Origin of the sequence: Corynebacterium tuberculostearicum (genome assembly GCF_022347385.1) — a bacterium.
Lineage (GTDB): Bacteria > Actinomycetota > Actinomycetes > Mycobacteriales > Mycobacteriaceae > Corynebacterium > Corynebacterium tuberculostearicum_M.
Window position 1 is genome coordinate 128,662 of sequence record NZ_JAKRDT010000001.1, and the last position, 13,805, is coordinate 142,466.

Annotated in this window: 14 protein-coding genes; 11 read left to right on the plus strand and 3 right to left on the minus strand. The window is 58.8% G+C overall.

All coding sequences use genetic code 11. The annotated features are described in order from the left end of the window. Window positions 1-10 precede the first annotated feature (10 nt). Entirely contained in the window at window positions 11-928 is a 918-nt protein-coding gene (locus MHK00_RS00610; RefSeq protein ID WP_250410033.1) for a tyrosine recombinase XerC, read from the plus strand. Here the strand turns inward: MHK00_RS00610 and MHK00_RS00615 are convergent. Next, a complete protein-coding gene (locus MHK00_RS00615; protein ID WP_250410034.1) occupies window positions 925-1,446 on the minus strand; it encodes a M23 family metallopeptidase in 522 nt (173 codons plus the stop codon). The two genes, MHK00_RS00610 and MHK00_RS00615, sit on opposite strands and share 4 nt — an antisense overlap. Before the next feature lie 378 nt (window positions 1,447-1,824). Between MHK00_RS00615 and rpsB the strand changes: the two genes are divergently transcribed. The 5 genes from rpsB to MHK00_RS00640 all read left to right on the plus strand — a co-directional run bounded on the left by rpsB (window position 1,825) and on the right by MHK00_RS00640 (window position 6,379). Further along, a complete protein-coding gene (gene rpsB, locus MHK00_RS00620; protein ID WP_005325233.1) occupies window positions 1,825-2,658 on the plus strand; it encodes a 30S ribosomal protein S2 in 834 nt (277 codons plus the stop codon). Between the two features lie 299 nt (window positions 2,659-2,957). Continuing rightward, a complete protein-coding gene (tsf, locus tag MHK00_RS00625) occupies window positions 2,958-3,770 on the plus strand; it encodes a translation elongation factor Ts (protein ID WP_005325225.1) in 813 nt (270 codons plus the stop codon). 265 nt (window positions 3,771-4,035) lie between these two features. Next, the gene (gene pyrH, locus MHK00_RS00630) at window positions 4,036-4,722 is read left to right on the plus strand and encodes a UMP kinase (RefSeq protein WP_023027755.1); all 687 of its coding nucleotides are present in this window, start codon (window positions 4,036-4,038) and stop codon (window positions 4,720-4,722) included. A 71-nt stretch (window positions 4,723-4,793) separates the two neighbouring features. Further along, entirely contained in the window at window positions 4,794-5,351 is a 558-nt protein-coding gene (gene frr, locus MHK00_RS00635; RefSeq protein WP_005325221.1) for a ribosome recycling factor, read from the plus strand. A gap of 149 nt (window positions 5,352-5,500) precedes the next feature. After that, entirely contained in the window at window positions 5,501-6,379 is an 879-nt protein-coding gene (locus MHK00_RS00640; protein WP_179386650.1) for a phosphatidate cytidylyltransferase, read from the plus strand. An 83-nt stretch (window positions 6,380-6,462) separates the two neighbouring features. Here MHK00_RS00640 and MHK00_RS00645 read toward each other — a convergent pair whose 3' ends face one another. Then, window positions 6,463-6,870: a LapA family protein gene (locus tag MHK00_RS00645; protein WP_005325219.1), complete on the minus strand. Its 408-nt coding sequence runs from the start codon at window positions 6,868-6,870 to the stop codon at window positions 6,463-6,465. A gap of 94 nt (window positions 6,871-6,964) precedes the next feature. On the opposite strand from MHK00_RS00645, the gene rlmN reads away from it, so the two are divergent. The 3 genes from rlmN to MHK00_RS00660 are packed head-to-tail and all read left to right on the plus strand — an operon-like array spanning window position 6,965 to window position 10,524. Then, on the plus strand, window positions 6,965-8,077 hold the full coding sequence (gene rlmN, locus MHK00_RS00650) for a dual-specificity RNA methyltransferase RlmN (RefSeq protein WP_408923807.1): 1,113 nt from the start codon (window positions 6,965-6,967) through the stop codon (window positions 8,075-8,077). Between the two features lie 18 nt (window positions 8,078-8,095). Then, the gene (locus tag MHK00_RS00655; protein WP_250410036.1) at window positions 8,096-8,926 is read left to right on the plus strand and encodes an ABC transporter ATP-binding protein; all 831 of its coding nucleotides are present in this window, start codon (window positions 8,096-8,098) and stop codon (window positions 8,924-8,926) included. 5 nt (window positions 8,927-8,931) lie between these two features. Beyond that, complete coding sequence (locus MHK00_RS00660; RefSeq protein ID WP_250410037.1) at window positions 8,932-10,524, plus strand: hypothetical protein; 1,593 nt, start codon at window positions 8,932-8,934, stop codon at window positions 10,522-10,524. A 187-nt stretch (window positions 10,525-10,711) separates the two neighbouring features. On the opposite strand, the gene MHK00_RS00665 is transcribed toward MHK00_RS00660, so the two are convergent. Then, window positions 10,712-11,218: a DUF2631 domain-containing protein gene (locus tag MHK00_RS00665; protein ID WP_005325215.1), complete on the minus strand. Its 507-nt coding sequence runs from the start codon at window positions 11,216-11,218 to the stop codon at window positions 10,712-10,714. A 132-nt stretch (window positions 11,219-11,350) separates the two neighbouring features. Here MHK00_RS00665 and dxr point away from each other — a divergent pair, with 132 nt between their 5' ends. Both dxr and MHK00_RS00675 read left to right on the plus strand, forming a co-directional pair. Further along, the gene (gene dxr, locus MHK00_RS00670; RefSeq protein ID WP_250410038.1) at window positions 11,351-12,511 is read left to right on the plus strand and encodes a 1-deoxy-D-xylulose-5-phosphate reductoisomerase; all 1,161 of its coding nucleotides are present in this window, start codon (window positions 11,351-11,353) and stop codon (window positions 12,509-12,511) included. A 14-nt stretch (window positions 12,512-12,525) separates the two neighbouring features. Next, the gene (locus MHK00_RS00675) at window positions 12,526-13,734 is read left to right on the plus strand and encodes a M50 family metallopeptidase (protein WP_250410039.1); all 1,209 of its coding nucleotides are present in this window, start codon (window positions 12,526-12,528) and stop codon (window positions 13,732-13,734) included. Window positions 13,735-13,805 lie beyond the last annotated feature (71 nt).

Genomic DNA, 13,805 nt, shown 5'->3' on the forward strand with positions numbered 1-13,805 from the left:
CTGCTGTGGCATGAGTGAAGATGGAAAGTCCGCGAAGTCTCCGAAAGTTGAGGGGCAGATGGCTGAGGCCATTGAGGACTTCGCGGATTTCCAACTACATGTCAAAGGCCGCGCAGAAGCGACGGTGCGCGGGTATCGCTCCGACTTGCGCGACCTTGCACGCAGCGTGCCTACCTTCGCGGAGTTTGACCTCAACAGCTTGCGCCAATGGTTGGCAGAAGCTGTTACGGAAGGAAAGTCGCGTTCCACCCTGGCACGGCGCACCGCGGCAGCGAAGGGTTTTTCTACTTGGGCAGTGCGCGAAGGGCACCTGAAGCGAGACGTTGCTGCCCGCCTAGTTACGCCCAAAGTGGGGCGTCACCTTCCCACGGTTCTCGCTCCTGAGCAGGCCGGCGAGCTTATGGGCAATGCGGTCTCTGCCGATGAAGTCCACTTCCTTCGCGATAGTGCCATCCTGGAGTTGCTCTATGCCTCCGGTATGCGCGTGGCGGAGTTGGTCCGGCTAGATCTAGGGGATATTGATTTTCAACGCGGTACCTTGCACGTCACCGGTAAGGGTAATAAGCAGCGTGTAGTGCCTTTCGGGCACGCAGCGGAAGACGCCTTAAAGCAGTGGATTGACAAAGGCCGTGGAGAAATCGCTGCGGCCGATACTGAAGCGGTTTTTGTTGGCAGCAGGGGAGGGCGCATCGATCAACGCCAGGTGCGCCGCATTGTAGAAAAGGCCGCCAAAGTCACTGGTACACAGGGGCTTACCCCGCACGGGGTGCGCCACTCTGCCGCAACCCACCTTTTAGAAGGCGGGGCAGATTTGCGCGTAGTGCAAGAACTACTGGGGCACTCCTCGCTTAATACCACGCAGATTTATACCCACGTGTCCGCGCAGCGCTTGCAACGCGTATACGGCCAAGCCCATCCCCGAGCCTAAAGCGGTTTGAGGCGAATTACCGGCATATCCAGCAGGGTTAAAGGGTCTATGTAGGTATCCTTTGCGATGAGTGCGCCCCAGTGCAGTCCGGGATAGCCATCGACGGGATTGCCTAAACGGCCAATAACTTGGCCCTCGCGGACTTCTTGGCCCTGCTTTACGGAGCCGTGCACGGGCTGATACGTCGTTCTCACTCCATCCGCGTGAGCAATGGAGACAACTGGTTTGCCGGCCACCGTGCCCACAAAGGCGACTTCGCCATCTTCGGAGGCTACCACCGGTGAGCCCACCGATAGGGCCATGTCGACGCCGCGGTGGCCAGGGCTCCACTTTTGTTCTGGGGCGTCGAATCCGCGTAGTACCCGCGCCGGGCTAGGTTTGCCGGAAGCAGGGTCGACATAGGCCGTGGCCGGTGGGCAAGACAGAATAAGAAGCGAAAGAAGGGTGAGGAAAGTGGTGGGGAGGAAGGTGGGGCGTCGGCAAGCGGGAAATGCGGAGGGGGAAAGAAAGTGATTCATGGGCACAGTGTCCGCCGGAGACAAGCATTTGGGAAGTCCGTTCCTTTTAGCTGTGGACAACTTGGGTTGCATGATGTGGTTGAGCTGGTTGTGACGATTGATGCAAAGTGGCTGCGGCGAAGTTGTGGATAAGCTGTCTTCGGTTTGGAAAAACCAGCGTATAGGGATTATTCTTTGGGGCAGCAGTGTGTCCACCTCGTGGAGGCATTGACTACGCGCGGCGAAGTTGTCGCTTCCTGCTGGAAGGAAGAGACAGCCTGACGGTTGACGTGGTCCTTGGAAACAAGGTGTCAGCGGGGCCTTCGTTGCTAGGGTGCGGAATAAAACACCGCACAATTGGAAAACCGAAAGACAAGATAAAAAGAAAGCGAGCGAATCATGGCAGTTGTAACCATGCGCGAGCTCCTCGACGCTGGTGTGCACTTTGGCCACCAGACCCGTCGCTGGAATCCGAAGATGCGTCGTTTCATCTTCACCGACCGTAACGGCATCTACATCATCGACCTGCAGCAGACGCTGACCTACATTGACGAGGCTTACGAGTTCGTCAAGGAAACCGTTGCACACGGCGGCACCATCCTGTTCGTTGGTACCAAGAAGCAGGCTCAGGAAGCAGTTGCTGAGGAAGCAACCCGCGTCGGTATGCCTTACGTCAACCACCGCTGGTTGGGCGGCATGCTCACCAACTTCCAGACCGTTTCCAAGCGTCTGAAGCGCATGAAGGAGCTTCAGGCAATGGACGAGCGTGAGGACGGCTACAAGGGCCGCACCAAGAAGGAAGTTCTCATGCTCAACCGTGAGCGCGCCAAGCTCGAGCGCGTTCTGGGTGGCATCTCCGATATGGCCAAGACCCCATCCGCACTGTGGATTGTTGATACCAACAAGGAGCACATCGCGGTAAAGGAAGCTCACAAGCTGAACATCCCGGTTGTTGCCATCCTGGACACCAACTGCGACCCGGACGACGTTGACTTCCCGATCCCGGGCAACGACGACGCCATCCGCTCCACCAAGCTGCTCTCCGGCATCGTTGCCTCCGCTGTTGAGGAAGGCAAGAAGGCTCGTGAGGAGCGTCAGCTGGCTGCAGCTAAGGAAGCTGCCGGCGACTCCGCTGAGAAGGAAAAGCGTGACGCTGAGGCAGCTGCCGCAGCTTCCGACCCAGCTTCTGCGGAAAAGTCTGAGGAAGCATCCGCAGACAAGGCCGAGAAGTAGTCTTAACTTCTCGCTAGGAATCTTCCTTACCTGCGTTTAACTGAATACCCCACGCACTTTTGGTGTGGGGCAGCAAGGGAGTAATTCCTGCCCAAGGCTGTTTACCAACCCCCGCCACCGTGCTTTAACGGCGGCGGGGGTTGGTTTTATCTATGCTGGGTGCTGCTGAAACCAGCTCCACTTTCATGCATAGGTGGGAAAGGGGTGGTTTCTGCCACCCTAAAGCGGCGCGATTTCACCGCGTCGACTACGCTGTTTGAACGAACACTGTTTGATTTTCAAGGAGGATCGCCCCAACTATGGCGAACTACACTGCTGCAGACGTCAAGGCACTGCGCGAAGCTACCGGCTCCGGCATGCTCGATTGCAAGAAGGCTCTGGAAGAGTCCAACGGCGACTACGACAAGGCCGTTGAGTACCTGCGCATCAAGGGCGCTAAGAACGTCTCCAAGCGCGCTGACCGTGAGGCTACCGAGGGTCTCATCGCCGTTTCCGGCAACACCATGGTCGAGATCAACTGTGAGACCGACTTCGTTGCTAAGAACGAGGCTTTCAAGACCTTCGCAGCCAAGATTGCTGACGCTGCTGCTGAGGCCAAGGCAAACTCCGCTGACGAGCTCAACAACATTGAGATCGACGGCAAGAAGGTCTCCGAGGTCGTGGACGAGGAGTCCGCAAAGACCGGTGAGAAGCTGCAGGCACGCCGTGCAGTTACCGTAGAGGGCGACAACGTTGCCGTTTACCTGCACCAGCGTTCCGCTGACCTGCCGCCGGCAGTGGGCGTTCTGGTTTCCTACGAGGGCAGCGAGGAAGGCGCTCACGCCGCAGCCCTGCAGATTGCTGCAATGAACGCTGAGTACCTCACCCGCGAGGACGTTCCTGCAGAGATCGTCGAGAAGGAGCGCGAGATCGCTGAGGCCACCACTCGTGAGGAGGGCAAGCCAGAGGCAGCCCTGCCGAAGATCGTGGAAGGCCGCCTGAACGGCTTCTTCAAGTCCATCGTTCTGCTGGAGCAGGCTTCCCTGTCTGATAACAAGAAGACCGTAAAGCAGGTTGCTGAAGAAGCTGGCACCACCATCACCGGCTTCGTTCGCTACGAGGTTGGCGCTTAAGCCCACCCCGCTTTAACACTTAGCCCACGAAGGACCACCCTTCGTGGGCTTTGTTGTGCGCTCACCGTGGCAACTAGTGCGGATCGTCCGTTCGCAGGTGAGGGTCCGGCACGTAGCAATTGCCTAGTGGACTGCACCGGCAGGCGGTGTGAGGATGCGAAAGATATATGGGTAAGATAGGGCGGAGATTGAAACTGCCCCGCGTTAAGGAGACGAAGTAGGCGTGACTGCTGCAGATATTAAGCGAACCGGATACAAGCGAGTAATGCTGAAGCTGGGCGGTGAGATGTTCGGCGGCGGCAAGGTCGGTATCGACCCAGACGTGGTTGAAAACGTAGCCCGCCAAATCGCCGAGGTCTCCCGCCAGGGAATCGAAATTGCAGTGGTTATCGGCGGCGGAAACTTCTTCCGCGGCGCGGAGCTTTCCCAGCGCGGCATGGACCGTGCTCGCTCGGACTACATGGGCATGCTGGGCACGGTAATGAATTCCCTCGCATTGCAGGACTTCCTCAAGCAGCAGGGCGTCGACTGCCGCGTGCAGACCTCCATCAACATGGCACAGATTGCCGAGCCGTACCTGCCGCTGCGCGCTGACCGCCACCTAGAAAAGGGCCGCGTGGTTATCTTTGGCGCCGGCATGGGCATGCCGTACTTCTCCACGGATACCACTGCCGCGCAGCGTGCCCTGGAAATTGGTGCCGAGGTTCTTTTCTTGGCCAAGGCAGTCGATGGCGTCTACTCCGATGACCCACGCACCAACCCGGATGCGGAACTGTACTCCGAAATCACTCCGCGTGAGGTCATTGAAAAGGGCCTCAAGGTTGCAGATGCCACGGCCTTTAGCCTGTGCATGGACAATGATATGCCGATTTTGGTCTTTAACCTGCTGGAGGAGGGCAATATCGCCCGTGCCGCAGGCGGCGAAGTTATCGGCACGCTGGTGCAGTCCTAATACTGTAAGGGCCGCGAACCTGCTACCTTTTTATACAGCCACCCCTATTCGTTTAAGGATGATTTAACCTCATGATCGATGAGATTCAGCTCGAAGCAGAAGAGCACATGACCGCTTCCGTCGAGCACACCCGCGAGCAGCTGGTGACCATTCGTACCGGCCGCGCGAACCCCACCATGTTCAACGGCTTGGTAGCCGAATACTACGGTGTACCTACCCCGATTACCCAGATGGCTACCATTTCCGTACCGGAGCCGCGCATGCTGCTCATCAAGCCTTATGAGCAGTCCATGATTCATGAGATTGAAAACTCCATCCGCAACTCGGATTTGGGTGTGAATCCTACCAACGATGGCCAAGTTCTGCGCGTGACCGTTCCGCAGCTGACGGAGGAGCGTCGTAAGGAAATGGTGAAGCTGGCCAAGAGCAAGGGCGAGGACGGCAAGATTGCTATCCGTAATATTCGCCGCAAGGCCATGGAGCAGTTGAAGAAGCTGCAGAAGGACGGCGACGCCGGCGAGGACGAGGTCATCGCAGCGGAAAAGGAAATGGAAAAGATTACTTCCGGCTACATCGAGCAGGTGGACAAGCTGGTAGAAAACAAGGAAAACGAGCTGATGGAGGTCTAGCACCTCCCGTCATTGCCGCCGTGCCCGTCCCCGGCCGGCGGCGCTTTTTCTGTTCCGCGGCCTACAGCTCCGAAGTCTGGAGTAGGGGAGGGCGAGCAGTGAACGTTAGCGAGGGGGCGCGAAAGAAGCAGCGAAAGGAGCCGGTCACGGTGAGTGACGCCATAAACCGCCGATTGCCTCAGCCGAAGAATGGCGCAGGCCGCGATTTGCCGGCCGCTATCGGCGTTGGCGTAGGCCTCGGCGCACTTGTCGTGCTCGCCGTATGGGCCGGCCCGCTCGCGTGGTACGCGGTCGTCGCCCTTGCAGTTGGCGTTGCTATGTGGGAGGTGCTCAGCCGCCTGCGGGAGCATTCCTACTATATTCCGCGCACCTTGCTCATTATTCTGGGCCAAGCCATGGTGTGGGTCTCGTGGCCACTGGGCGCGCCCGGCCTTGTGGCGGTCTATGTTACCGCTGTGCTGGCGCTTATGTTTGGTCGCCTCTTCCATAATGGTCGCCATCGCCCGCCAATTAACTACCTGCGGGATATGTCCGTCGGCATTTTTGTGCTGACATGGATTCCGCTTTTTGCCACCTTCGCAGCAATGCTGTCGCTGGTATCGACCCCGTTTGCCAGTGGTGCCGCTTCCATCGTCGTCTTCATGTTGTGCGTGGTGGCCTCCGATACTGGTGGCTATATCGCTGGCGTGATGTTTGGCTCGCATCCCATGGCCCCCGCAGTAAGCCCCAAGAAATCGTGGGAGGGCTTTGCCGGGTCCATCGTCTTCGGCGTGGTCACCGGCGCGCTTACCGTGAAGTTCCTGCTCCATCACGATGCCTGGGTGGGCGGCCTGATGGGCCTTGGCCTCGTCATTTGCGCCACCTTGGGCGACTTGGTGGAATCACAGTTTAAGCGTGAGCTGGGAATCAAGGATATGTCGGACCTGCTGCCAGGCCATGGTGGACTGATGGACCGCCTGGATGGCATGCTGCCTTCCGCCATGGTTACCTGGGTGGCCATTAGCTTCCTGGCAACGTTTACGCCATAGAAGCAGCGGGTACGCAAAAGCCGCCTCTCCCCAATAGTCCTTCCTAAGAAGGCGGGAAAAGGGGAGCGGCGGCTTTTTGAGATTTATACCTGCTGAGCTTGCTTGCGCAGCTGGCGGCGCAACTCGAACATGCGCCAGCCACCCACCAGCGCCATGATGAGTGCTCCGCCAATGGCGAAGATGAGGAAAGCAATTCCGGCAGGGAACTCACCGGACCAGCCCAGGAAGTTCATGGGAACCTCGTGCTGGTTTTGCATGATGAAAACAATGAGGACAATCAGGAGCAGGAAATCTACGATGAGCGCGATCCACGTGCTGGCTGCGAAAGATCCCTTCGCCTTGCCGGAAGGCTGGGTGGAGTGAGAAGTAGAGTCAGAGACCGTCGGCTCTAGGCTAGAATCGGTCTCCGGTGCAGAAGTGTTCAGCTCCGTCGAGGAGAGGTCTGCGTCGGAAGAAGAAAAGTCATCTGCGGGGTAATTCGGATTTGTCATGCATCCATTATTTCTTTAAACCTGTCGATTATGCCACTTGGCATGGCTTTCAATTGGAAAAACCCACGCAGACCGTGGAAAGATGGGCAACACTATGGCTCAACCAGTGAAACTTAACTTCTCCGCCCCGCGCCGCGGACTTCCCCCTAAGCACTTCGCGGACCTGACCGAAACCGAGCGCATTGACAAGCTCGCAGAAATTGGCCTACCTAAATTCCGTGCAAAGCAGCTGGCTAAGCACTATTACGAGCACTATACCGACAATGTAGAGGATATGACCGATATCCCCGCCGGCAAGCGCGAAGCAGTCAAGGAAGCTTTCTTCCCTGAGCTCATGAAGCCCATTCGGACTACTTCCACGGATGATGGCGAGACCACTAAGTCCCTGTGGCGTTTGCATGATGGCACGCTGCTGGAGTCGGTTCTCATGCGCTACCCAGGACGCGCCACGTTGTGTATTTCCTCCCAAGCCGGCTGCGGTATGGCCTGCCCGTTCTGTGCTACCGGCCAGGGCGGTCTGGACCGTAACTTGTCTACGGGCGAGATCGTTGAGCAGTTCCGCCATGCTGCCGCCGCAATGGCGGCAGAAGGCGGCCGCCTGTCCAACGTGGTTTTCATGGGCATGGGTGAGCCGCTGGCTAACTACAAGCGCGTGGTGCAGGCCGTGCGTCAGATTACCGGCCAGGATGGTGCCGGCTTTGGTCTTTCCCAGCGCAACGTGACCGTGTCTACCGTGGGCTTGGCTCCGGCAATCCGTAAGCTGGCGGACGAGGATTTGGCCTGCACGCTCGCCGTTTCCTTGCACACTCCGGATGACGAGCTGCGCGATGGCCTCGTGCCGGTCAATAACCGTTGGTCCGTCGATGAGGTGCTCGATGCTGCGCGCTATTACGCGGATAAGTCTGCTCGCCGCGTGTCCATTGAGTATGCGCTGATTCGCGATAAGAATGACCAGGATTTCCGCGCGGATATGCTGGGCCGCAAGCTGCATCAGAAGCTGGGCTCCAAGGTTCACGTCAATGTCATTCCGCTCAATCCCACGCCGGGCTCGGAGTGGGATGCAGCCCCGCAGGACCGCCAAGACGAGTTCGTGCGCCGCGTGCAGGCCCAAGGCGTTCCTTGCACGGTGCGCGATACAAAGGGCGATGAGATTGCGGCGGCGTGTGGTCAGCTCGCAGCGGATGAACGGGAAGATAAGTCCGCCTAACTGATAAGATTGGCGGATATGATTATTCCAAATTATCCGCCGCTTGCAGATGACCCCACCGCGCAGGCCTTTGCCGTGCGCGGTCTGAATAAATCTTTCGCTGGACGCCCCGCGGTGTCGAATTTGAGCCTCGACATCCCGCGGGGCTCTATTTATGGCATCGTCGGCCCTAACGGAGCTGGCAAGACCACCATGCTGACCATGGCGTGCGGCCTGCTGCGCCCCGATAGCGGTGAGGCGTTCATCGCTGGGCACAATACGTGGCAGGAACCGATTGCGGCCAAGGCGGCGATGGGCCTGCTCATTGATGGCGCTCCCGTTTTCGACCGCTTGTCTGGCCCGGAGTACCTGTTCTATTTAGGCGCATTGCGCAGCATGAACCAAGCCGAGGTGGAGCATCGCAGCGCACAGCTGCTGGATGCCTTGCAGCTTGCCGACGCCGCCGATAAACCCATCGCGGACTATTCCGCCGGCATGACTAAGAAGATCCTTTTGGCAGGTGCGCTCCTGCATAACCCAGAGGTAGTGATCCTCGACGAGCCTTTGGAAGCGGTGGACCCAGTCTCCGGCCAGCTCATTCAGGAGCTCTTGCGCGCCTATGCCGCCCGCGGTGGCACCGTAATCCTGTCTTCACACGTCATGCAATTGGTGGAGGGCTTGTGTGATCATGTAGCCATTATCGCGGGAGGACAGGTGCTATCTGCTGGCCATGTGGAGGAGGTGCGCCAAGGTGGCAGCCTGACGGATGCCTTCATCCACTTTGCCGGTGGGAGTGATTTTGATGCGGGCTCTTTCGATTGGTTGCGTCGTGAAGGCGGCGAGCCGCAGCGCGGGGAAGGGGAGGCGTAGGCGCAATGACTTCGACGCTCCTCAAGCTGCACCGCACACTGTGGGCGCGCAATCTCAAGGCGAATGCCGCGGCGGTCATGATCCCTATTTGCCTATTGCTCTATGGGCTCATCGGCCTTGCATCGCTAGGAGCTCTTGCTGCGGCAGATATCTCCATCGGAACTGGAAAAATGCAAGCGCTGGCCGTGGCCCCTGCTGTAGGCACGCTGGCCTTTATCGTTATCACCCTCATCATGCCCAGCGGGGAGAATCAGCTTTCTGCCCGTGAGCTTTCCGCGTTGCCGGTGCGGTTAAAAGACATCACACCGGCACTAGCTATTGCCTCAGTACTCAATCTGCGCGCTCCAGTATCAGTCTTGCTCTCCATCGCCTACGCGGTGGCGGGAAGTGTGATCTTGGCGGCCAATGGCAAGGCATTATTCATCCTGCCCTTCTGCCTGGGCATGCTCTTTGACCTAGTTCTGACGCTGGTTTTAGTGGACCTCGCGGTCTATGTCGGGGCTACTGTCGCGGAGCTAAGCTCGACCACCCTCAAAGTTTTGGGTGTGCTGGCGGTGTTCTTGCTCATCTTTGGTTCGAATCGGCTTGCTTCCCTCGCTAGCTCTGACTTCCCGTTGGGAACTGTGGGAGAGGGCCTTGCGTGGACGCCCGTAGGCGCACCTGTGGGCTGGGCGCTCGCGCTCGCCCAAGGCGAACCAGTAGTAGCCTTCTTGCAGTTTCTCATCGCTGCGGCGTCGCTGGGCGCAGCCATCTGGGCGTGGCACCGGTTGCTGCGCCTGCAATTCGAGCGCCGCACACTCTTGTCTCCGAAGCACCAACGCCGCGAAAAGCCCAAGGGGATAAGCCGCTTTTCTTTGGGCTCTTTTTCCTATCGCGGTCCAGCTGCCATGGAATTTACGCGCTCGCTGCGCTACATTTTCCGTGACTCCCGCCTTATCGGCACCATCATCATGCAGCCGATTTTGGCAATCGTTTTTATCATTCAGGGCTTTACTACTGATTCCGTCATGCCGTCTATAGGAGTGCTATTTCTGGGACTTTTCGGCGGAATTGTAGCCACCAATGACTTCGGTTACGACGGTCCAAGCCTGTGGGTAAAGATGGCCGCCCCAGTTCGTCCGCGCACGTTTCTCTACGCGCGGCACAGGGCCCACTTGGCGCCTACAGCCATAACTTTCGTCCTCTCGGGGGCGGTGCTTTTCGCGGTGAGCGCCGACAAAGCGCTTACTGGGTGCTTGATGGTAGTAGCACTGGGAATTTTCATTTCTTCTGCGGGATTGTCATTGCTGCTTTCCACCTTTAATCCCTTTGCCACCGCGCGGCCCGCTGGCAGCATGTGGGCAGATAAATCCGGCTACTCGGCCAGCGCCTTCTTAAGCGCAATCTTGAGTTTGTTTATTGGCTGGACGCCGATCATCCCTGGCGTCATCCCAATGGCCATCGGCTACGGCTCGAATATGGCGCTGGTTGCGCTGGGGTTTATCCTCGTCATCGTGGTTCCAGTTGCGTGTTATATCGTTGCCCTCCGGGTAAGCGGAAAACGCGTGGACAACTCCCTGCCTGAGATTTACGCCAAGGTGGGGCACTGGGTGTCTTAATCCTCCGGCCCCCGCGACAGTGGCCGTATCGCTGCCCTCCCAGGGCGCGGTTGGGTCCGTGGGGCTGGGAGTGGGTCCTAAACGACAGAATGTGTTGGTGAGGAGGAGGGGCGTCGCCAAGCGGAGGCATAAAGAAACCACCGACCTTCGCGGGGAAGGGCGGCGGTAGCTAAAGCGTACTAAAAGCTTAGAGCGTGTGCTTGCCGGAGGAAACCGGGGTGGCGTTGTTGGTGCCTGGCTCAACGCGCAGGTGAGAAACGCGGGAAGGCTCAATGTTGAGCGCGCGCAGCTGGGAATCGGTCAGCTCGGCGTATACGCCGGTGTTGGTCTTCTGGTCGTAGACCCAGTCCGGCTCCTGGTGGCCCACCGGCTGGTTGCGGGCGGTCACGGTGCGGACCTGGTGCAACTTAGGCTGGAAAGCGTGGATGAGCAGGCCAACGGCGATCAAGATAGCCAAGGCAATGAGCCAGATGGTCTCAACGTGGCCCTTGTGGTTACCAAAGTTGTAGGCAAGCAGGAACAGGACAGAGATCCAACCGGCGATCTGTACGCCAGAGCGGCTGATGCGGGACCAACCGAATCCTGCGGATGGGACGTCCTCAGTAGAAACACCGTCAAATACCTGCGGTACCGGCTTGTGGGAAGACACTTGCTCTCCTTCGCTTCTGCGTGTGTCCGTCTGTGCGATGGGCATGCGGGCACACCAATGCCATTTGTCTGCTACACATTCTAAAACATCGCACCTGAGATGGCGATTAAACACCCCCGTCGCAGTGCGGCGTACCTGGCGCGCACGCCCAATGGTGGTGGGCGCTAGGGTGGAGGCGTGACTACTCAGCGAATACTCATTCTTGGTTCCACCGGTTCAATCGGCACGCAGGCTCTGGAAGTCATTGCGGATAATCCCGATAAATTCGACGTCGTGGGAATCGCTGCGGGTGGCTCCAACCCGCAGCTCATCATCGAACAAGCCCGTAGCCTCAACCTTTCGTTTGACCACGTTGCCGTGGCCAACGAGGCCGCCGCCGCCGAGGTGTCGGCCGCTTTAGGCGGTTCGGTCTTGAGTGGCGCCGACGCTGCAGAGCACCTAGTGCGCTCGGCCCCGGCCGATACGGTACTCAATGCCTTGGTGGGGTCTTTGGGGCTCAAGGCCACCTTGGCCACTCTGGAGATGGGCGAGTATTTAGCCTTGGCCAATAAGGAATCCCTCGTGGCGGGTGGCACGCTGGTTACGCAGAAGGCGCGCCCTGGCCAGATTATCCCTGTTGACTCGGAGCATTCCGCCATGGCGCAGTGTCTGCGTGCCGGCGAGGAGGGGGAGCTGGATAAGCTTGTCCTTACCGCCTCTGGTGGCCCCTTCCGCGGTTGGTCGCGCGAAGAGATGTGGGACGTGACCCCTGAGCAGGCAGCGCAGCACCCTACGTGGTCCATGGGGCAGATGAATACCCTCAACTCCGCCACCCTCATTAACAAGGGCCTGGAGCTTATTGAAGCGACGCTGCTCTTTGACATCGCACCTGAGCGCATCGATGTCACCGTGCACCCGCAGTCCATTATTCACTCCATGGCCACCTTCAAGGACGGCTGCACTATCGCCCAGGTTTCGCCGCCGTCGATGAAGCTGCCCATTTCGCTAGCGCTGAATTGGCCGCACCGCGTCCCAGGTGCCCAGCCGTCCTTGGACTTTGCGCAGGCGCATGATTGGCGTTTTGAGCCGCTTGACGATGCCGCCTTTCCCGCCGTCAACCTCGCCCGCCGAGCCGCGGCCGAGGGAACAGGGGTCATTTATAATGCCGCCAATGAGGAGGCAGCGGCCGCGTTCTTGTCCGGGCGCATCCATTTCCCGGAGATCGTGGACGTCGTGGGCACGATCCTTGATTCCGCATCCGAGTTTGCTGGTGTAGTCTCTAGCCTCGATGAAATCCTCGCGGTAGAAGGCGAGGCGCGCAGGCGCGCGAATGCGCTGATTGATTCGCTGGCTGAATAGAAAGCTTTCACACCATGGCAAACTTGCTGGGCATTGTGTTTTTCGCCCTTGGCATCGGGCTTACCGTAGCGCTCCACGAAGCAGGCCATATGCTCACCGCGCGTGCCTTTGGCATGCGCGTGCGTCGTTATTTTATTGGCTTTGGCCCGCGCTTATTTTCCTTCCGGAAGGGCCACACCGAATATGGACTTGCGGCCTTCCCAGTAGGCGGGTTTTGCGATATCGCTGGCATGACGGCCCAGGACGAATTCCTCACCGCGGAAGAAGAACCCCATGCGATGTATAAAAAGCCGTGGTGGCAGCGCATTATCGTGATGGCCGGCGGCATCGGTGTCAACCTGATTTTGGGCTTTGTCATCCTTTACTTTGTGGCGATGACGGCCGGTCTACCCAACCCGGATGCTGACGTGCGCCCGCGCGTGGGGGAGGTGACCTGCTCGGCCAACCAGAAGCCGAACCAAGAACTGGAAAAGTGTACGGGTGAAGGCCCCGCAGGAAAGGCCGGCGTGCAGGAGGGCGATATCATCGTGGCCCTCGATGGCCAGAAGCTGGATTCTTTTACCCAGCTGCGCGATGAGGTAATGCAGCGCCCCGGTGAGACCATCACGCTGACGGTTGAGCGCGGTGGGGAAGAAAAGGACTTCCCGGTTCACCTGGATACGGTCAAGCGGTTGAACAAAGACGGCGAGCTAGTGGATGCTGGTTCGATCGGGCTGAGCAATCAGCTTATCGATGTCGTCGAAAAGCACGGCGCCGTCGACGCCCTACCGGCAACCTGGCGCTTTAGCACCTACTCGCTGAGCGCAACGATCGACGGGCTGAAGCAATTCCCGGGCAAAATTCCGGGTGTGGTGGCCTCCATCTTCGGCCACGAACGCGAGACCGATGGCCCGATGTCCGTCGTCGGCGCTTCCCGCGTGGGCGGCGAATTGGCGGAGCGCTCCCTGTGGTCGATGTTCTTTATGATGCTGGCCACGCTGAACTTCTTCCTCGCGCTCTTTAACCTGATTCCGTTGCCACCTTTTGACGGCGGACATATCGCCGTCATCATTTATGAAAAGCTGCGCGATGGCATCCGCACACTGGCGGGCAAGCCAGCTCTGGGGCCGGCCGATTACACCAAGTTGATGCCGGTGACCTATGTTATGGCCGCGCTGCTGATGGGTGTTGGGGCCATCGTGATCGTCGCCGATGTGGTCAACCCCATTCGGCTATTTGGCTAGCCGCCGCAGCCCCCGCTGCGCGCACTTCAGGCATAAAGCAAGCAGTGCTAGAGTGGGGGCGTTAATCACCC